The organism is Amycolatopsis xylanica (genome assembly GCF_900107045.1).
Taxonomy (GTDB): Bacteria; Actinomycetota; Actinomycetes; order Mycobacteriales; family Pseudonocardiaceae; genus Amycolatopsis; species Amycolatopsis xylanica.
On record NZ_FNON01000005.1, the window covers coordinates 398,330 to 417,976 of the forward strand.

Sequence of the window (19,647 nt, forward strand, 5' to 3'; positions counted from 1 at the left end):
GACGACACGCCCGGCCGCGGCGTCCCGCTCCGGCGTGTCGTCCGGCTGTGCACGGGTGCCGTCCATCCAGGGACGGCGCCGACGCCCAAGGCCCCGGGCTTGGAGGGGTGCCCGAACGTTCGACACGCGATGCCTGGCGGGGTGGGAAAGGTGAGGGCCGGTACGCGAGGGTTCGCGTACCGGCCCTGGGTGGCCGGGACCTGTCAGGACAGGGGTGGGCGGTAGACCTTGGTGAGCTTTCCGGCGGCCGTGCGGTCCAGCAGCCACAGGGTGCGGCGCTGGCCACGGGCTCCCGCGACCGGGATCTGGATCTCGCCGGCGCCCGCCAGCGCGAGCGCGACCGCGTCGGCCTTTTCGGCGCCGGCGGTCATGAGCCAGATCTCCTGGGAGCGGCGGAGCGCGGGCAGGGTGAGGGAGATCCGGGTGGGCGGCGGCTTGGGGCAGTTGCGGACCGCCACCACCGTCCGCTCGGTCTCGTACACCGCGGGCGACTCCGGGAAGACCGAGGCCGTGTGGCCCTCGCCGCCGAGGCCGAGCAGGGTGATGTCGAACGTCGGCACGTCGAAGTGGTCCTCCGGCCGCGCGTTGCGGGCGAGCACCTCGGCGTAGGCCGCGGCGGCGCCGTCCACGTCGTCGCCGAACTTGCCGTCGGACGCCTCGAGCGCGTGCACCCTGGCCGGGTCGAGCGGGACGTGGTCGAGCAGTGCCTCGCGGGCCTGCTTCTCGTTGCGCTCGTCGCTGTCGCGCGGGACGAAACGCTCGTCACCCCAGTAGATGTCGAGCTTGGACCAGTCGACGGCGTCGCGGGCGCGCGAGTCACGCAGTTCCCGCAGCACCGCGATGCCGGTGCCGCCGCCGGTGAGGACCAGCGACGCCCAGCCCTTGGCGGCCTGGACGTCGACGAGCCTGGTCACCAGCCGGGCGGCGACGGCCGCGGCGAGCAATTCGCCATTGCTGTAGACGACGACCTCGGTCTTGCTCATTTGGCCGCCGCCTTCTTCTTCGGCGCCGCCTTCGCTGGCTTGGCGACCGGCCCGCCGATCTTGCCCAGCCCGTGCAGCGACGCCTCGTACACCTCGTCCGGGTCGAGCCGCCGCAGCTCCTCGATGAGACAGTCCTGGTTGTTGCGCCGCGCCAGCGAGATCCGGCGCGTCGGCTGGCCCGGCTGGGTCAGCGTGCCGACCCGGCCGTCGGGGCGGTGCAGCTCGACCGGGCCGGACTCCCGGTCCAGCGTCACCGAGATGATGCCCTGCGCGCTGGAGCTCTTCACGCGCTTGACCGGCGCGTTCAGGTACTCCGCGAGCCAGCCGGCGAGCAGCTCGGTCGACGGCGAGTCGGCCTCGCCGGTCACCGTCGCGCCCACGACCTTCTCGTACGGCGGCAGGTCCAGCGCCGAGACGAGCTGCGCGCGCCAGTTGGTGAGCCGGGTCCACGCGAGGTCGGTGTCGCCCTCGACGTAGGACTTCGCCCGCGTGGTCAGCGCCTTGACCGGGTTCTTCTCGGCGGCCGAGTCGGTGATCCGGCGCTGCGCCAGCTGCCCGAGCGGGTCGTCGGCCGGAGCCTTCGGTCCCTCGCCGGGCCACCAGGTGACGATCGGCGCGTCCGGCAGCAGCAGCGGCACGACCGCGCTCTGGCCCTGGTTCGCCAGCGGCCCGTACAGCCGCAGGACGATGACCTCGCTCGCGCCGGCGTCGCCGCCGACGCGGATCTGTCCGTCGATGCGCGGCGCGGCCGTCTTCGAGCCCTTCGCCACCACGATCACCCGCGACGGGTGCTCGCGGCTGGCCTCGTTGGCGGCCTCGATCGCCTCTTCGAGCTTGTCGTCGTCGTCCGCGGCGATGACCAGGGTCAGCACCCGGCCGAGCGCGACGGCGCCACCACGCTCACGCAGCTCGACGAGCTTGGCGTTGACGTGCGAGGTCGTGGTGGATGGCAGGTCGATGATCACGGACGCCTCCAGGTGTGGCCGTTGCGTTCGAGCATCTCGTCCGCGGACGGCGGACCCCAGGAACCGGGCGGATAAGGCTCGGGTGCGCCTTCTTTCGCCCAGTTCTCCAGGATCGGGTCGAGGATCTCCCACGACAACTCGACCTCTTCGTTGACCGGGAACAGCGACGGCACACCGAGCAGCACGTCCAGGATCAGCCGCTCGTACGCCTCCGGCGAGGACTCGGTGAACGCGTGGCCGTACCCGAAGTCCATGGTGACGTCGCGGACCTCCATGGTCGTGCCCGGCACCTTCGAGCCGAACCGCAGCGTGATGCCCTCGTCCGGCTGCACGCGGATGACCAGCGCGTTCTGCCCGAGCTCCTCGGTCGACGTCGAGTCGAACGGCAGGTGCGGCGCGCGCTTGAACACGACCGCGATCTCGGTGACGCGACGGCCGAGCCGCTTGCCGGTGCGCAGGTAGAACGGCACGCCCGCCCAGCGGCGGTTCTGCACCTCCAGCGCCACGGCCGCGAACGTCTCGGTCTTCGAGTCCTTCGCGAAGCCCTCCTCCTGCAGCAGGCCGGGCACCTTCTTGCCGCCCTGCCAGCCGCCGGTGTACTGCCCGCGCGCGGTGTACTCGCTGAGCGGTTCCATCGGCTTGGTCGCCGCGAGGACCTTGACCTTCTCCGAGCGCAAAGACTTGGGCTCGAACGAAAGCGGCTCCTCCATCGCGGTGAACGCGAGCAGCTGCAGCAGGTGGTTCTGGATGACGTCGCGCGCCGCGCCGATGCCGTCGTAGTACCCCGCGCGGCCGCCGAGGCCGATGTCCTCGGCCATGGTGATCTGCACGTGGTCGACGTAGTTGGCGTTCCAGATCGGCTCGAACAGCTGGTTCGCGAAGCGCAGCGCCAGGATGTTCTGGACGGTCTCCTTGCCGAGGTAGTGGTCGATGCGGAACACCGACTCCTCGGGGAAGACCTCGTTGACGATCGCGTTGAGCTCTTTCGCGCTCTCCAGGTCGTGCCCGAACGGCTTCTCGATGACGACGCGGCGCCAGGTCTCTTCGTCCGCGTGCGCGAGGCCGGAGCGGGCGAGCTGCTTGACGACCACCGGGAACGCGCCCGGCGGGATCGACAGGTAGAACGCCGTGTTGCCGCCGGTGCCGCGCTCGGTGTTGAGGTCCTTGACCGTCTGCGCGAGCCGGTCGAAGGCGTCATCGTCGTCGAAGGTGCCCTGCACGAAGCGGATGCCCTCGGCGAGCCGGTTCCACACCGACTCCTTGAACGGCGTCCGCGCGTGCTCCTTCACCGAGTCGTGCACGAGTTCGCCGAAGTCCTGGTGCTCCCAGTCCCGGCGCGCGAAACCGACCAGCGAGAAGCCGGCGGGCAGCAGCCCGCGGTGCGCGAGGTCGTAGATCGCGGGCATCAGCTTCTTGCGGGCGAGGTCGCCCGTCACGCCGAAGATCACCAGGCTCGACGGCCCGGCGATACGCGGCAGCCGCTTGTCGCGGGGATCCCGCAGCGGGTTGACCCACTCGGTCACGCGTCCACCTCCTGTAGGGCACGGACCAGTTCCGCCAGGCCCGCGGCCCGGTCGGTCAGGTGCAGCCGCAGCACGGGACGGCCGTGCTCGGCGAGCACCTGCCCGTCGCCGAGCGCCTGCGCGTGCTGCAGCACGCCGAGCGTGTACGGCCGGTCCGGCACCTCGAGGTCGTGCTCGACCGCGCCGGTCAGCTGCAGGAAGACGCCGTTCTGGTGCCCGCCCTTGTGGTACTGCCCGGTCGAGTGCAGGAACCGCGGTCCCCAGCCGAACGTCGTCTGCAGCCCGGACCGCTTGGCGACCTCGGGCCGCAGCAGCGCCGCCGAAGCGTCGTCGAGCCGGTCGAGGTACGCCTGCACCGAGACGTAGCCGTTCTCCGGCGCGGACGCGAGGAACGCGCGCAGCACGTCGGCGAGTTTTCCTTCGGTGGCAACACCTTCGGAACCGAAGATCTGCACGGTTCCGTCCACATTGGACGGTTGTTCGCCGCCCTTGAGCGCGTCCGGGTTGTCCAGCAGCGCACGGGCGGCCTTCTTCGCGGCCTCGACGTCCGGCTGGTCGAACGGGTTGATCCCGAGCAGGCGCCCGGCGATCGCCGTCGCGTACTCCCACAGCAGGAACTGCCCGCCGAGCGAACCGGTGACCGAGATCTTCGCCGGTTCGATCGCACTGCCGATCGCGACCGCGGTGGCGTCGGACTTGGCGTCGGCGAACCCGGGCGCGCCGGGCCCTTCGACGACCACCGGCAGCAGACCGGTGCCGAGCTTGCCGGTCGACTCCGCGATCAGCTGCTCGGCCCAGTCACCGAAACCCTTGATACCGGAGCCCGTGTCGGCGAAGACGACCTTCTCGGCGCCTTCCGCGTGCGCCGCGCCGAGCGCCGCGGCCAGCTGGATCGCCGGGTTGTCGGCGGAGTCCGCGCTGAGCACGTCCGACGCGGCGGCCGCCTGGTCGAGCAGGCGCGCGATGTCCGCACCGGCCAGACCCGAAGGCACCAGGCCGAAAGCGGTCAGCGCCGAGTACCGCCCGCCGACGTTCGGGTCGGCCAGGAAGGTCTTGCGGTAGCCCTCTTCCTCGGCGAGCTTCGAGAACGGCGAGCCCGGGTCGGTGACGACCACGATCCGCCGCGCCGCGTCGATGCCCGACGCGGCGAACGCCTTCGCGAAGATCCGGCGGTGGCTGTCGGTCTCGACCGTGCCGCCGGACTTCGACGACACGACGAGCACCGTCCGCGACAGGTCGCCGGCGAGCGCGTCGGCGACCTGGCCGGGGTCGGTGGTGTCGAGCACGGTGAGCGCGACGTCGTCGGTCCCGGTGATCACCTCGGGCGCGAGCGACGAGCCGCCCATGCCCGCGAGCACCACCCGGTCGACGCCCTCGGCGTGCAGTTCCGCCCGCAGCGCCGCGATCTCACCGATCAGCGGCCGGGACGACTTGTGCAGCGTCGTCCACGACAGCCTGATCGCCGACTCGGACTCGGCGTCCGGCCCCCACAGCGTCGGGTCCTGCGCCGTCAGCTTCGAAGCGACCTGGTCGGCGACCAGCTTCTCCGCCAGCGGCGCGGCCTTTTCGGCCAATGCGGCATCGACGATCTCGACGCCCAGAGATTCCCCTGCCACCGGCGATCAGCCCTTAGCCTTCTCAAGCTGGCCGGTCACGGATTCCAGAAGCTCTTCCCAAGACTTCTCGAACTTCTCGACACCCTCGGTCTCCAAAACCTTGAAGACGTCTTCGATGTCGATACCGACCACTCGCAGCTTGTCAAAGACGATCTGCGCGTCCGGGCCCTTGCCGGTCACCGTGTCGCCGGTGATCTCGGCCTGCTCGGCGGTGGCGTCGAGGGTCTTCTCCGGCATGGTGTTGACCGTGCCGGCGACCACGAGCTGGTCGACGTACCGGGTGGGGGAGTAGTTCGGGTCCTTCACGCCGGTCGAGGCCCACAGCGGACGCTGCGCGTTGGCGCCTTCGGCCGCGAGCGCCTTCCAGCGGTCGGTGGCCGTGAGCTCCTCGAACGCCGCGTAGGCGAGCCGCGCGTTGGCGATGGCGGCCTCGCCGCGCAGCGCGGTCGCGGCCTCGGTGCCGATCGCGTCGAGCCGCTTGTCGATCTCGGTGTCCACACGGGACACGAAGAACGAGGCGACCGAGTGGATGCCGCGCAGGTCGTGGCCGTTGGCCTTCGCCTGCTCCAGACCGGCGAAGAACGCCTCGATGACCGCCTTGTAGCGCTCGACCGAGAAGATCAGCGTGACGTTGACGCTGATGCCCTCGGCGAGGGTGCGGGTGATCGCGGGCAGGCCCTCTTCGGTGGCCGGGATCTTGATCAGCACGTTCGGCCGGTCGACGGTCTTCCACAGGTCCTGCGCCTCGGCCACCGTCTTGTCGGTGTCCTTGGCCAGGCGCGGGTCCACCTCGATGGACACGCGGCCGTCGACGCCGTTCGTGGCGGTGTAGACGTCGCGGAACAGGTCCGCGGCGTTGCGCACGTCGGTGGTGGTCAGCTCGCGGACCGCCGCGTCGAGGCTCGCGCCGCGGGCGGCGAGCTCGCGGACCTGCGCGTCGTAGGCGTCGCCCTTGGCCAGCGCGTTCGCGAAGATCGTCGGGTTCGTGGTGACGCCGACGACGTGCTTGTCGCGCACGAGCGCGGCGAGGTTGCCGGAGTCGAGCCGCTCGCGCGACAGGTCGTCGAGCCAGATCGAGACACCGGCGTCGGACAGCTGGGCGAGCCGATTGGTGGTGCTCATGACTGTGTCATCCCCTTCGGATGGTCGTCAGGCGTTCTTGGCTTGGGCGATGGAGCGGCGCGCGGCGTCGGCGACGTTCTCCGGAGTGAAACCGAACTCACGGAACAGCGTGCCAGCGTCGGCTGACGCGCCAAAGTGCTCCAGCGAAACATTGGCACCTGCGTCACCCGTGAAGCGGTGCCACGACTGGGCGACACCGGCCTCGACGGACACACGGGCCTTCACCGCGGCCGGGAGCACCGACTCGCGGTACTCGGCGTCCTGCGCGTCGAACCATTCCTGGCAGGGCATGGAGACGACGCGGGCCTGGACGCCTTCCTCGGCGAGCGCCTTCTTCGCCGCGACGGCCAGCTGGACCTCGGAGCCGGTCGCGATGAAGATGACGTCCGGCGTGCCGTCCGAGTCGGCCAGGATGTAGCCACCCTTGGCGACGCCTTCCGCGCTGGTGCCCTCGAGCACCGGCACGTTCTGGCGGGTCAGCGCGATGCCGGACGGGTGCTTGACGTCCTCGATGACCGCCTTCCACGCGTACGCGGTCTCGTTGGCGTCCGCCGGGCGGACGACGTTGAGACCCGGGATCGCGCGCAGCGCGGAGAGCTGCTCGACCGGCTGGTGCGTCGGGCCGTCCTCGCCGAGCCCGATCGAGTCGTGCGTCCACACGTAGATCGTGGGCAGGCCCATCAGCGCGGCGAGCCGGACCGGCGGGCGCATGTAGTCGGAGAAGATGAGGAACGTCGCGCCGTAGGGACGGGTGCCGCCGTGCAGCGCGATGCCGTTGAGGATCGAGCCCATCGCGTGCTCGCGGATGCCGAAGTGCAGCGTCCGGCCGTACGGGCTGGTCTTCCACATGTCGGTCGCGGCCGACGGCGGGCCGAACGAGTCGGCGCCCTTCATGGTGGTGTTGTTGCTCTCCGCGAGGTCCGCGGAGCCGCCCCACAGCTCGGGCAGCACGTCGGCGAGCGAGTTCAGCACCTCACCGGACGCCTTGCGGGTGGCGACGCCCTTGGGGTCGACGTCCCAGCTCGGCAGGTTCGCGGCCCAGCCCTCGGGCAGCGAGCGGGTGGACAGGCGGTCGAACAGCGCCTTGCGCTCGGGGTTGGCGGCGGCCCAGGCGTCGAAGCGCTCCTGCCACTGCGCGTGCGCGACCTTGCCGCGGTCGAGCGCCTGGCGGGTGTGCGCGATGACCTCGTCGTCGACCTGGAAGTCCCGCTCCGGGTCGAAGCCCAGGATCTTCTTGACCCCGGCGACCTCTTCGGCGCCCAGCGCGGCGCCGTGCGCCTTGCCGGTGTTCATCTTCGTCGGCGCCGGGTAACCGATGACGGTCTTCAGCGCGATGAACGACGGGCGGGTCGTCTCGGCCTTCGCTGCGGCGATGGCGGCCTCGATCGCGACGACGTCCTCGCCGCCTTCGACGATCTGGGTGTGCCAGCCGTACGCCTCGTAGCGCTTGACGACGTCCTCGGACAACGCGATGTTCGTGTCGTCCTCGATCGAGATCTTGTTGTCGTCCCAGAAGACGATCAGGTTCCCGAGCTCCTGGCGGCCCGCGATCGAGGAGGCCTCGGCGGTGACGCCCTCTTCGATGTCGCCGTCGGAGGCGATGACGTAGACATGGTGGTCGAAAACACTCTCGCCGGCGGCGGCGTCCGGGTCGAACAGGCCGCGCTCACGCCGGGCGGCCATCGCCATGCCGACCGCGTTGGCCAGGCCCTGGCCGAGCGGGCCGGTGGTGGTCTCGACACCCTTGGTGTGGTGGTACTCGGGGTGGCCGGGGGTCAGCGAACCCCACTTGCGCAGCGACTTCAGGTCGTCGAGCTCCAGGCCGAACCCGGCCAGGTACAGCTCGATGTAGAGGGTCAGGCTGCTGTGCCCCGCGGACAGGACGAAGCGGTCGCGGCCGCTCCACTCCGGGTCGGCCGGGTCGTGGCGCATCGTGCGCTGGAAGAGGGTGTAGGCCAGCGGCGCGAGGCTCATCGCCGTGCCGGGGTGCCCGCTACCGCAGTTCTCGACGGCGTCCGCGGCGAGAACACGGGCCGTGTCGACGGCCCTGGTGTCCGTCGCGGTCCAGTCATCGGGCGTGACGCGCCGCAGGAGTGGGTTGTTCTCGCTGGTAGAGGCGGTTTCGGACACTGAACTCGAACTCCCCGTCATCTGGTCGGTACTACTGTTCTCAATCGATCCCGATGGGACGATATTCCTGCTGTGGGTAGTACGCATGATCTGCGCGCACCGTTCACGGTCAGCCTAGTGGTTGGGCTACCCGGTGGACCCGCCGCCGACACGCGCGGACCCGGGATGACGCAGTACCCCAAGCAACGCCGTGCGATCACCACGTCTAACATCGGTTCGGGCCTTGCGGATCCACCACGAGGCAACGGCCCGTCATCTGACGCAGGGAGTGAAATGTCGTTGGTGAACGCCGCGCACGGACGCGGTGAAACCAGCGCCGTGCATCCAACGGGCGAACGACCGCACGCTGGCCGGCGAACCATCCGCCAGGTGGCCGGCGCGTACGCCGCCCTTGCGAAGCCCCGCGTCATCGAGCTGCTGCTCGTCACGACCATCCCGGCGATGTTCCTGGCCGGGCGCGGTATCCCGTCGCCGTGGCTGGTGCTGGCGACGCTGGTCGGCGGCACGATGGCCGCGGGCAGCGCCAACGCGCTGAACTGCGTCATCGACGCCGACATCGACAAGGTGATGAACCGCACCAAGCGGCGGCCGCTGGTCCGCGACTCGGTGCCCCGCCGCGGCGCGCTGATCTTCGGCTTGACGCTCGGCGTCGCCTCGTTCGCCGTGCTCTATTTCACGGTGAACCTGCTCTCGGCGATCCTCGCGATCGCGACGATCCTGTTCTACATCTTCGTGTACACGCTGGTCTTGAAGCGCCGCACCTCGCAGAACGTGGTCTGGGGCGGCGCCGCGGGCTGCATGCCGGTCGTGATCGGCTGGGCCGCGGTGACCGAGACGGTGCAGTGGCCCGCCTTCGTCATGTTCGGCGTGATCTTCTTCTGGACCCCGCCGCACACCTGGGCGCTGGCCATGAAGTACCGCGAGGACTACGAGCGCGCCGGCGTCCCGATGCTCCCGGTGGTCGCGACCGCCGAGCACGTGGCCAAGCAGATCGTCATCTACTCGTGGGTGATGGTCGCCTGGACGCTCCTGCTGGCCCCGGCGACTTCGTGGCTGTACACGTCGTTCGCGCTCGTGGCCGGCGGCTGGTTCCTCTTCTACGCGCACTCGCTCTACGCCTCGGTGAAGCGTGGCGAGACCTACAAGCCGATGTCGTTGTTCCACCGGTCCAACACGTACCTGATGATCGTGTTCGTGGCGCTGGCCGTGGACTCGGCGATCGGGCTGCCGGTGCTGGGCCTGCCGTTCTGAGTCGGGTCGCGTTCTACGCCGACGTCGTCGAGTCGGGCACGGTCCTCGGGGCCGATCTGTTCTGGAGCCGCGAGGACGTCGCCGCGTTGTTCGGCGAAGGCTGCGTCAACGAGTGGCGGAAAACGTGCTTTGTCGACCATGGCCTGGTCGAGTTCCACTGGGATCGCTCGGCTTCGGATCGGCCGTGGTCGGGCGCGCATTTCTCGGTGCAGGCGCATCGGCTGAGCTTGGACGACGACTACGTGAACCCTGTGATCCAAGAGCGCTATGGGCGCTTGGGCGCGCCTATGTCCTATGTGGAACTGGCGGCCGAGTTGGACAAGCGCGGTGTGGTGATGGAGGAGCTGCCCAGCTCCGACTCCGACATGCGCGAGTTCTGGCAGCCCGATTCGTACACCGTCGTGTACGTCACGTCCGGCGAGTACTACTGCGCGGGGAAGCTCAAGGTCGGCGACGTCTACCGGGTCTCGAGCCCGTACTTCGCGTCGCCCGAGTCCAAGCAGAGCGCCGCCTATCGCCACCGCTCCGACGCCTAAGGGGTCGTGAGTGTTTTGACTGGTTAGAACCGGCCGGAACACTCACGACCCCTGGGTGATCAGGCGCGCTGGTATTCCTCCCAGGTGACCTTGGGGACGGCGGGGCCGTCGTCGGGGTCGCGGTGCGCGAGGCCGTTCATGCCCAGGTAGTAGTCACCGGACTGGTGCTGGGCGCCCGAGGACTGGTCCGGGTCGGCCAGCGCGATCGCGTGGATGTGGTAGCCCCAGTCCGCCTGGTCCGGCGTGCGCAGCCAGGCCGCGAAGCCCACGTTGCGCAGTGTGCGGACGATGTTCGTCCTGGTCGTGCCGCTCAGGTTGGCCGCGGCGATGTCCATCGCGCCGCCGCCGTCGTGCGTGCCCGCCGAAGCGCCGACGCCGCCCGGGTTGTACGAGCCCTGCGAGAGGGTGACCTGGAAGCCGAGCAGGCGCTCCGCCTCGACGAGCATCGCCTTGGTGCGGGTGTTCAGCGTCTGGCCGTGGTAGGTCAGGCGCGCGCCCGCGCTGACCGGGTTGGTCACCGTGTAGCGCGAGGCGCCGAGCTTCTCCAGCGAGGTCTTGCCAGGGAAGCCGGAGGCGTCGATTCCGGTGTAGCCCAAGGACTTCTGGTACTGCGAGTAGGCCGTGATGGTCGTCGTGCCGAAGTGACCGTCGACGTACTGCGAGTCCAGCAGGCCCTTCGCGTTCAGCGCCTGCTCGACCGCGAGGACGCTGTCCTTGGCGCCCGGCGTGATCGCGCTGTCAGCGCGGCGGGGGTCGATCTGGGCGGCCTTCAGCACCGCCTCCATGTTGACCGCGGGCAGCGCCACGGCCTGCAGCGGGGCCGCCACCGCGAACGACGTCGCCGCGGTCGCGGTCAGCAGGCCGACCTTCACCAGTAGTTTCGGCCACACCTTCATGTTCGGTTTCTCCTTGCTCGGCGTTGGTACGTTCGGCTCAGCGTGGCCACGGGCGATACAAGCGACGTACAAACGGCCGTCATGGGATCATGGGACCTGCCGCCGCCGGGGAATTCCGCGGCGGCCCGAGTCGTTGACCCTTCCCGGTGCCTTGTCCCCCGACCTTGAAAGTGGGCTGCAGTTGTCCGTGTCCCCGGAACGGGAACTAGACAGAACCGAAGAAATCGCCCGCGAACAGGCTTACGTCTCCACGGTGTACGACAAGCTCGACGCCGAGCGGAAGACCGCGCAGCGCAGGTTGACCGAAACGCTCCGGCTGACCGGCGGCACGCCGCAGGCCCGCACGGAGCGCGACGTCGCGACGACCTTGTACAGCGACAGGCTGGCCCAGCTCGGCTCCGTCGAGCAGGGGCTGGTCTTCGGCAGGCTGGACTTCACGCCGGACAGCGAGGAGGAGACCGCCTATATCGGGCGGCTCGGGCTGTTCGACGAGGACGACGACTACCGGCCGCTGCTGATCGACTGGCGCGCGCCGGTCGCGCGGCCGTTCTACCTGGCGACCGCCGCCTCGCCGGAAGGCGTGCGGCGGCGCCGTCACATCCGCTCGCTGAGCCGCAAGGTCACCGGGTTCGACGACGAGATCCTCGATCTGCACGCCGCAGACCAAGGGCAGGACCTCGGGCTGGCGGGGGAGGCGGCGCTGCTCGCCGCGCTCGAGCGCAAGCGCACCGGTGAGATGAGCGACATCGTCGCGACCATCCAGGCCGAGCAGGACCGCATCATCCGCTCGGGGCTCAACGGCGTCATGGTCGTCCAGGGCGGTCCCGGCACCGGCAAGACCGCGGTCGCGCTGCATCGCGCGGCATACCTGCTGTACACCTTCCGCCAGCAGCTCACCACGCGTGGCGTGCTGGTGGTCGGGCCGAACAGCACGTTCCTGCGCTACATCGGCCAGGTACTGCCGTCGCTGGGTGAGACGGGCGTGCTGCTGTCCACCGTCGGCCAGCTGTACCCGGGTGTCGAGGCCACGGGCGTCGACACCCGGGAGGCCGCCGAGGTCAAGGGGCGGCTCGTGATGGCCGAGGTGCTGGCCAACGCGGTCAAGGACCGCCAGCGGGTGCCCGAGCCGGTGCTGGAGATCGAATACGAGCGCGACATCCTGCGCCTCGACCGCAAGACCGCGTCCGACGCGCGTGCCAGGGCCCGCCGTTCGCGGCGCCCGCACAACCAGGCGCGGCGCGTCTTCCGGTCGGAGCTGCTCGACGCGCTCACCCGGCAGGCCGCGCGCAAGCTCGGCGCCGAACTGCTCGACCCGCGTGACATCGAGGACATGCGCGAGGAGCTGTCCGCCGACCGCGGTGTCGCGGCCGCGCTGGACTCACTGTGGCCGGAGCTGACCCCGGAAGGCCTGCTCGACGACCTGTTCGCCGACCGCGAACGGTTGCGCAGCGCGGCCGGGAAACTGCTCAGCGAAGCCGATCGCGCGCACCTGGAAAGCGGTCGCGACGCGAAGTGGACGCCAGCGGACGTCCCGTTGCTGGACGAGCTCGCCGAGCTGATCGGCGAGGACGACACCGAGGCGCGCGCCGAGGAAGCCCGCCGCGAGCGCGAGGACCGCGCGTACGCGGAGGGTGTGCTCGACATCCTGGAGCAGGACGAGGAGATCATCGACGAGGAACTGCTGCGGGTCAGCGACGTCCTCGACGCCGAGCTGTTCGCCGAGCGCCAGGAGCGCCGCAGCCAGCTGACCGCGGCGCAGCGCGCGGCGCTCGACCGGACGTGGACTTTCGGGCACGTGATCATCGACGAGGCGCAGGAACTGTCCGCGATGGACTGGCGGCTGCTGATGCGCCGCACCCCGAACCGGTCGATGACGCTGGTCGGCGACGTCGCGCAGACCGGGGCGCCCGGCGGCGCGCGGTCCTGGGGCGAGGTGCTCTCGCCGTACGTCGAGGACCGCTGGCGGCTGGAGGAGCTGACCGTCAACTACCGCACGCCCGCCGAGATCATGGCGGTCGCCGCTCGCGTGCTCGCCGAGGTCAACCCGGAGCTCGAAGCGCCGGTCTCGGTGCGAGAGACCGGTGTCGCGCCATGGCTGAAGCGCTTGTCGCCCAACGAGATGCTCGCCGAGCTGCCGTCGCTTGTGGACAAGGAGTTGTCCGCTGTGGACGGTGGAACGGTCGCCGTGCTCAGCCCGGCCGAGCGGATCGCGGACGTGCGCGCGGCGCTGGCGGACGTCGACGAGCGGGTGTCGGTGCTGACCGTCGAGACGGCCAAGGGGCTCGAGTTCGACTCGGTCGTGGTGCTGTCGCCGGACGAGGTCGTCGCGGAGTCGCCGAGGGGCCTGAACGACCTCTACGTGGCCCTGACCAGGGCGACCCAGCGCCTCGGCGTGGTACAGACAGGTGATCTTGTACCGGCATTACAACCGCTCGGATAATCTGCGCGGCATGCGCACATTCGCCAAGATCACGGTCGCCGTCGCGGGCGTCCTGGCCCTCGCCGCCTGCGGTGACAAGGGCCAGGACGTGGCCGCCCAGCCCACTCCGACCAAGACCCCCGCGCCGCCGAGCGTCGGCGTGCCCGCCGGTCAGGCCCCGAGCAAGGGCAAGGAGTGCACGGCCGAGGACATCAAGACGACCGGGAAGTTCGGCGAGGTGCCGACGATCACCATCCCCGACAGCTGCGACCCGCCGAAGAAGCTGCTCGCGGTCGACCTGACCAAGGGTGACGGCCCCGCCGCCAAGGCGGGCAGCCAGCTGGAGATGAACTACTCGCTCGTCACCTGGTCGGACAAGAAGAAGCTGGACAGCTCCTTCGACCGCGGCGAGACGTTCAAGCTGGTGCTCGGCCAGGGCCGGGTCATCAAGGGCTGGGACCAGGGCCTGGTCGGCATCAAGCAGGGCACCCGCCAGCTGCTGGTGATCCCGCCCGACCTCGGCTACGGCCAGGGCGGCCAGGGCATCCAGCCGAACGAGACGCTGGTCTTCGTCGTCGACGCGGTCAAGGTCGGCGACCCCACCGCCCCGTAAACCCTCGTCTGGGGTCGTGAGTGTTCCGGCCGGTTAGAACCGGTCTAAACACTCACGACCCACGAGCAGGCCGCGCTATGCACGGGGTGTACACACCTGGTGTATACACCCCGTGTACTCTGGTGGCATGTCGATCACCAACACGTTGCTCGGCCTGCTCGAAAGCGGGCCGAAATACGGCTACGACCTCAAGCGGCTCTACGACGAGCGCTTCCAGCAGGACCGCCCGCTGCACTACGGGCAGGTCTATTCGACGCTGTCCCGGCTGCTGCGCAACGGGCTCGTCGAGGAGAAGGGGATCGAGCCGGGCGACGGCCCCGACCGCAAGCGGTACGCCATCACCGACGCGGGCGTGACCAACGTCGAGGACTGGCTGAGCACCCCGGAGAACCCGTCGCTCTACCTGCAGAACACCTTGTACACCAAGGTCGTTCTCGCGCTGATGTCCGACCGAAGCGCCACCGACGTGCTCGACGCGCAGCGCGGCGCGCACCTGCGCGCGATGCGGGAGCTGACCGCCCGCAAGGCCGACGGTGATCTGGCCGATCAGCTCATCTGCGACCACGCGCTGTTCCACCTCGAGGCCGACCTGCGCTGGCTGGAGCTGACCGCGGCCAGGCTGACCGAGCTGGCGGGACGGTTGAAGTCATGACCGAGGCGCTACTGGCCGGCATCGGCCTGCACAAGTCGTTCGGGCAGACCAAGGCGCTCGACGGCGCCGGGATGGACCTGCGCGCGGGCGAGGTGGTCGCCGTGATGGGGCCGTCCGGATCCGGGAAGTCGACGCTGCTGCACTGTCTCGCCGGCATCATCCAGCCGGACGAGGGCGAGGTCCGGTACGCGGGCGAGCTGCTCTCGGCGATGGGGGATCGCGAGCGCAGTGCGTTGCGGCGCACCGAGTTCGGCTTCGTCTTCCAGTTCGGGCAGCTCGTTCCCGAGCTGACCTGCCTGGAGAACGTCGCGCTGCCGCTGCGGCTCGACGGGGTCAAGCGGCGGCCTGCCGAGGACCTCGCCCGCGAGTGGCTGGACAAGCTCGAAGTCGGGGACATCGCGGCCAAGCGGCCCGGTGAGGTGTCCGGCGGGCAGGGGCAGCGCGCCGCGGTCGCGCGGGCGCTCGTGACCGGGCCGAAGGTGGTGTTCGCCGACGAGCCGACCGGCGCGCTGGACTCGCTCAACGGCGAGCGGGTGATGCGCCTGCTGGTCGACGCGGCGAAGCAGACCGGCGCGGCCGTGCTGCTGGTCACCCACGAAGCGCGGGTGGCCGCCTACTCCGACCGGGAAATCGTGGTGCGGGACGGGAAATCGCGGCCGATCGGGCTCGCGGGAGCGGCCCGATGACCGCGCTGCCCCGCCATCGCCTCGGCCGGTGGGCCGGCGACCTGGCACTGGGGTTCCGGCTGGCCGTCGGGGGCGGCCGGACCTCCGGTACCGGGATCACCCGGCTGCTGCTCGGCACGATCGGCATCGGCATCGCGGTCACCGTGCTGCTCTTCGCGGCCTCGGCCGACCACGCGATTTCCGGGCGTGAGGCCAGAAAACTCGCCGGGGTGCCGGAAAGCACGCCGATCGCGGGCGTCGCGCCGCTCACGCTGCACGACGGGAGCACTTCCTTCCGGGGCCAGCGGATCTCGGTCCGCTATGTCCATCCCGGCGGGCCGACCTCGCCGACGCCGCCGGGCTTGGACCGGATCCCGGCACCGGGGGAGATGGTCCTTTCCCCGGCGCTCGCCGATTTGCTGCGCTCCGAAGACGGCTCGCTGCTGCGGCCGAGGTTCGCCGGGCCGGAGATCGGGACCATCGGTGTTCCCGGCCTGGTCAACCCGGACGACCTGCGCGCGTACGTCGGCGCCGACGCGTCGCTGATCGGGAAACCGGTGTACGCCTTCGGTTCCCCGTCGCCGCGGGACGGGCTCGACCCCGGCCTGCTCACGTTGCTGCTGATCGGGATCGTCTCCCTGCTCGCGCCGGTGTTCGTCTTCGTGGCGACGTCCGCGCGGGTGGCGGGCGCCGAGCGGGACCAGCGGCTCGCCGCGCTCCGGCTGGCTGGCTCGGATCTGCCGCAGGTGCGCCGGATCGCCGCCGCCGAGTCGCTGGTGACCGCGGCCTGCGGACTGGCGCTCGGCACCGGCGCGTTCCTGGCGCTGCGGCAGCTCACGCCGTCCGTGCGCGTCCGCGACGGGAGCCTGTTCGCCGCCGACATCGCGCCGCCGTGGCCGCTGGTGGCCGTGGTCGTGCTGGCGGTGCCCGCGTTGTCCGTGCTGAGCGCGCTCGCCGCGTTGCGGGGCACGGCGATCGAGCCGCTCGGTGTCGTCCGGCGCGCGAAGCCGGTGCGGCGCAGGCTGTGGTGGCGGCTGCTCCCGATCGTGCTGGGCGTGCTGCCGCTGGCCACGTTGTCTTTGCGGGACGGCTCGAAGCTGGTCACGGTCGCCGTCGCCACGGGTGTGGCCTGCCTGCTCATCGGCGTGCCCGCGATCCTGCCGTGGCTGCTGGAACGCGCGGTCGCCCGGTTCCACGGCGGACGGCCGCCGCTGCAGCTCGCGGTGCGGCGCCTGCAGCTCGACAGCGGGACCCCGGCGCGGGTCGTCGCCGGTCTCGCGGTGGTGCTCGCCGGTGCGATCGCGCTGCAGTCGCTGCTGACCGGGCAGGCCCAGGCACTCGACCCGGGCCCGCCGCCCGCGAGGACCACCACCGACCTCTCGCTGAACGCCGACGCGCAGGCGGGCCCGGCGGCGGTGGCCGCGCTCGCGAAGCTGCCGGGACTCGCCACGCCGTATCTCATCCGCCAGGTGCACCTGCGCGGCGCGGATCCGGGCCGGATGGAATCGGTCAGCATCGCCGACTGCGCCACCTGGCGCGCGGTGGCCGGGATCGAGGACTGCGTGGACGGCGCCGTCTACCAAGACCGGAGTGCCGGTTCGACGATCCACTCTGGACAGTCCTATGTGGCCACGTACTTCGACGAGCAGGAGCGCGAGGCGGGTACCTGGACGGTGCCCGCCATGGTGCCGTCGACCCGTCAGGGGTCCTACTCGTCCGTGATGGCGACACCCGGCGCCATGACCGGGCTGGACCTGAGCCAGGTCTGGGGATCGGCGACCGTGCGGGTGACCTCGGACGATCCGGATTTCGCCGAGCACGCGCGCAACGCGCTCGCGCCGTTCACCTGGCACACCTCGCTCTATCTGCCGACGCCGCTCCGTCAGCTTTCCCCGACGCAGCAGGCGTATCTCGCGATCCGCGCCGGTCTGCTGGCCGCGGCGGTGTTCACGTTGCTGCTGGCCGGGGTGAGCCTGCTGGTGCTCGGGCTGGAGCAGGTGCGCGAACGCAGCCGCACCATCGGGATGCTCGCCGCGACCGGGGTCCCGGTGCGGGTGCTGGCCCGGTCGATGGTGTGGCAGAACGCGATCCCGCTCGCGCTGGGCATCGTCATCGCGGTCGCGACCGGGCTCGGCCTGTCCGCGCTCGGCGCCAGGCTGACCGGCGCGGCGTTCACCGTGGACTGGCTCGCGGTCGGCGTGCTCAGCGCCTCGGCGGCCGCGCTCGTGCTGCTGGTGACGGCGGTGACCCTGCCGTCGCTGCGCGGCGCGGCCCGCCTGGCGTCGGTGCGGACCGAGTAGCCGCTAAGCCCGGTGCGCCCAGCGGTACAGGGTGGCTTCCCGGCCTTTCTCGACCACTCGCTCCGGCGGGCTGTCCGTGAGGTGATAGCCCGCCGCGCGAGCGACTCCCTGGCTGCCCGCGTTCGTCTCTTCGATGGTCAGCTCCAGGTCGTCGAAGCCGAGTTCCCTGGCGTACGCGGTCAGCACGCGCAGCGCCCGCGCGGCGAGTTTGCGCCCTCGGTAGGCGGATCCGACCGAGTAGCCGAGTTCCAGGCCCGGCGCGTCGCCGTCCTTGCCGTGGAACATCAGCACCTCACCGAGCGCCGTCCCGCCGTCTTCGGTGATCGCCAGGTGCAGCCGCTTGCCCTCGGCGCGGCCGCGGCGTGCCTTGGCCAGGTACGCCACGGCCGCCTGGTCGTCGAACGGGGACGCCAGCGGCGTGAAGCGGGCGACGGCCGGGTCGTCGAACAACGTGACCATCGTGGGCAGGTCGGCTTCGGTCCACTCGCGCAGGACCAGGTTCTCGCCGCTCAGCCTGACCTCGTCGGGAACCTTCACGGGATCAGCAGGAGCTTGCCAGTGGTGCGACGGCCCTGGAGGTCTTCGTGCGCGCGGGCGGCTTCGGTGAGCGGGTAGCGGCCGCCGATCCGGATCGAGAGCGAACCGTCCTGGATGGCCGAGAACAGCTCGGACGCGCGCCAGTCGAGTTCCTCGCGGGTGCGGGTGTAGTGCGCCGACGTCGGCCTGGTCAGGTAGAGCGAGCCGCCCGCGTTGAGGCGCTGCGGGTCGAGCGGCGGAACGGGACCGCTCGCGGCGCCGAACAAGACGAAGTAGCCGCGCACGCGCAGGCTGGCCAGGCTTCCGTCCACAGTGGACTTGCCGACCCCGTCGTACACGACGTGCACACCTTCGCCGCCGGTCAGTTTCTTGACCTCTTCGGCGAAATCGACCTGGTCGTAGCGGATCACCTCGTCCGCGCCCGCCTCGCGGGCCAGTTTTTCCTTCTCCTCGGTCGAAACCGTGCCGATCACGCGTGCGCCCTGCGCCTTCGCGAGCTGGGTGAGCAGCAGCCCGACACCGCCGGCGGCCGCGTGCACGAGTACCGAGTCGCCGACCTTCACCTCGTAGGTCGAGCGGACGAGATAGTGCGCGGTGATGCCCTGCAGCAGCGTCGCGGCGGCGACGTCCAGCGAGACGCCGTCCGGCACCTTGACCGCGACGTCGGCGGAGACCAGCACCTGCTGCGCGTAGCTGCCGAACGTGCCCTGCCAGGCGACCTGGTCGCCCGGCGCGAACTCGGTCACCTCGGCACCGACGGCGCTGACCGTGCCCGCGCCCTCCAGGCCCAGCCCGAACGGCGTCGGGATCGGGTAGATGCCCGCGCGGTGGTAGGTGTCGATGTAGTTGACGCCCGCCGCGGCCACGTCGACCAGGATCTCGCGCGGACCGGGTGCGCCGATCTCGACCTCGGCGACTTCGAGTACCTCCGGGCCGCCGGTCTGGCGTACCTGGATCGCTGTGGGCATGCGTCCTCCTCGTGAGCACTCGTTTTCCAGAAGTAACTGTGAAGCTAGTCGTCATGTTCCGCGGTCCGCCTACTGGGACGTTAAGCTCCGCCCGTGGCTGAAGAAACCGAAAAGACCATCGCCCCGACCGCCCGCCAGCTCGCGGCCGCCCGCGATTTCGTGGCGCAGCACGGGAAGCCGTCCAAGGCCGTGGTGGAGAACATCGGCAACGCGGGCGCGCGCGTCGTGCTCGTCGGCGCCGACGGCGCGATGGGCGACGTGATCGTCCCGGCCGTCGCGACCGGTGAGGCGCTCGTCGAGGCGGTCCAGGACCTGGAGCCCGCTGAGTGGGACGCCGCCACCATCAACGCCACCCGGATCGGCGCAGCTCACCGCCGCAAAATGGCCGGGCCGAGGGCCAAGCGTTGAACACCGTGTAACAAGCTGGCCCGTACGCTTGTATAAGTCACCCATACGAGTGTACGTTCCGCT

17 protein-coding genes are annotated in these 19,647 nt (G+C 70.5%); 8 read left to right on the forward strand and 9 right to left on the reverse strand.

The window, feature by feature from the left end; all coding sequences use genetic code 11:
* Positions 1–203: 203 nt before the first annotated feature.
* From pgl to tkt, 6 genes are read right to left on the reverse strand one after another with little or no spacing between them, the layout of a single operon-like run.
* Positions 204–983, reverse strand: a complete 780-nt coding sequence (gene pgl / locus BLV57_RS24755; protein ID WP_091292549.1) for a 6-phosphogluconolactonase — start codon at positions 981–983, stop codon at positions 204–206.
* On the reverse strand, positions 980–1,948 hold the full coding sequence (opcA, locus tag BLV57_RS24760; protein ID WP_091292551.1) for a glucose-6-phosphate dehydrogenase assembly protein OpcA: 969 nt from the start codon (positions 1,946–1,948) through the stop codon (positions 980–982). Before opcA ends, pgl begins: the two co-directional genes overlap by 4 nt.
* Positions 1,945–3,471, reverse strand: coding sequence for a glucose-6-phosphate dehydrogenase (gene zwf / locus BLV57_RS24765; RefSeq protein ID WP_091292552.1), 1,527 nt, complete (start codon positions 3,469–3,471; stop codon positions 1,945–1,947). The genes opcA and zwf overlap by 4 nt, the downstream gene beginning before the upstream one ends.
* Positions 3,468–5,087, reverse strand: coding sequence for a glucose-6-phosphate isomerase (locus BLV57_RS24770; RefSeq protein WP_091292554.1), 1,620 nt, complete (start codon positions 5,085–5,087; stop codon positions 3,468–3,470). The genes zwf and BLV57_RS24770 overlap by 4 nt, the downstream gene beginning before the upstream one ends.
* Positions 5,088–5,093: 6 nt before the next feature.
* A complete protein-coding gene (gene tal / locus BLV57_RS24775; protein ID WP_091292556.1) occupies positions 5,094–6,209 on the reverse strand; it encodes a transaldolase in 1,116 nt (371 codons plus the stop codon).
* Between the two features lie 27 nt (positions 6,210–6,236).
* Positions 6,237–8,339, reverse strand: coding sequence for a transketolase (gene tkt, locus BLV57_RS24780; protein ID WP_091292558.1), 2,103 nt, complete (start codon positions 8,337–8,339; stop codon positions 6,237–6,239).
* Positions 8,340–8,612: 273 nt separating this feature from the next.
* On the opposite strand from tkt, the gene BLV57_RS24785 reads away from it, so the two are divergent.
* Positions 8,613–9,590 (forward strand): heme o synthase, encoded by a 978-nt coding sequence (locus BLV57_RS24785; protein ID WP_091292559.1) that lies wholly within the window; start codon positions 8,613–8,615, stop codon positions 9,588–9,590.
* 86 nt (positions 9,591–9,676) lie between these two features.
* The gene (locus tag BLV57_RS24790) at positions 9,677–10,126 is read left to right on the forward strand and encodes a hypothetical protein (protein WP_091292561.1); all 450 of its coding nucleotides are present in this window, start codon (positions 9,677–9,679) and stop codon (positions 10,124–10,126) included.
* 59 nt (positions 10,127–10,185) lie between these two features.
* Here the strand turns inward: BLV57_RS24790 and BLV57_RS24795 are convergent, their stop codons facing one another.
* A complete protein-coding gene (locus BLV57_RS24795; protein ID WP_091292563.1) occupies positions 10,186–11,022 on the reverse strand; it encodes a peptidoglycan-binding domain-containing protein in 837 nt (278 codons plus the stop codon).
* Positions 11,023–11,203: 181 nt separating this feature from the next.
* Here BLV57_RS24795 and BLV57_RS24800 point away from each other — a divergent pair, with 181 nt between their 5' ends.
* From BLV57_RS24800 to BLV57_RS24820, 5 genes are all read left to right on the forward strand, one after another.
* Positions 11,204–13,462, forward strand: coding sequence for a HelD family protein (locus BLV57_RS24800; protein WP_091292564.1), 2,259 nt, complete (start codon positions 11,204–11,206; stop codon positions 13,460–13,462).
* A 10-nt stretch (positions 13,463–13,472) separates the two neighbouring features.
* Complete coding sequence (locus BLV57_RS24805) at positions 13,473–14,054, forward strand: FKBP-type peptidyl-prolyl cis-trans isomerase (protein WP_091292566.1); 582 nt, start codon at positions 13,473–13,475, stop codon at positions 14,052–14,054.
* 127 nt (positions 14,055–14,181) lie between these two features.
* A complete protein-coding gene (locus BLV57_RS24810) occupies positions 14,182–14,706 on the forward strand; it encodes a PadR family transcriptional regulator (RefSeq protein WP_091292568.1) in 525 nt (174 codons plus the stop codon).
* Positions 14,703–15,392 carry an ABC transporter ATP-binding protein gene (locus BLV57_RS24815; protein WP_091292570.1) on the forward strand — a complete coding sequence of 230 codons (690 nt, stop codon included), beginning with the start codon at positions 14,703–14,705 and terminating at the stop codon, positions 15,390–15,392. Before BLV57_RS24810 ends, BLV57_RS24815 begins: the two co-directional genes overlap by 4 nt.
* On the forward strand, positions 15,389–17,671 hold the full coding sequence (locus BLV57_RS24820) for an ABC transporter permease (RefSeq protein WP_091292571.1): 2,283 nt from the start codon (positions 15,389–15,391) through the stop codon (positions 17,669–17,671). The genes BLV57_RS24815 and BLV57_RS24820 overlap by 4 nt, the downstream gene beginning before the upstream one ends.
* Before the next feature lie 3 nt (positions 17,672–17,674).
* Here the strand turns inward: BLV57_RS24820 and BLV57_RS24825 are convergent, their stop codons facing one another.
* Both BLV57_RS24825 and BLV57_RS24830 read right to left on the reverse strand, forming a co-directional pair.
* Positions 17,675–18,208, reverse strand: a complete 534-nt coding sequence (locus tag BLV57_RS24825; RefSeq protein WP_091292573.1) for a GNAT family N-acetyltransferase — start codon at positions 18,206–18,208, stop codon at positions 17,675–17,677.
* Positions 18,205–19,176, reverse strand: a complete 972-nt coding sequence (locus BLV57_RS24830; RefSeq protein WP_091292575.1) for a quinone oxidoreductase family protein — start codon at positions 19,174–19,176, stop codon at positions 18,205–18,207. The genes BLV57_RS24825 and BLV57_RS24830 overlap by 4 nt, the downstream gene beginning before the upstream one ends.
* 93 nt (positions 19,177–19,269) lie before the next feature.
* Between BLV57_RS24830 and BLV57_RS24835 the strand changes: the two genes are divergently transcribed.
* A complete protein-coding gene (locus BLV57_RS24835; protein WP_091292576.1) occupies positions 19,270–19,584 on the forward strand; it encodes a hypothetical protein in 315 nt (104 codons plus the stop codon).
* The last annotated feature ends 63 nt before the right edge of the window (positions 19,585–19,647 follow it).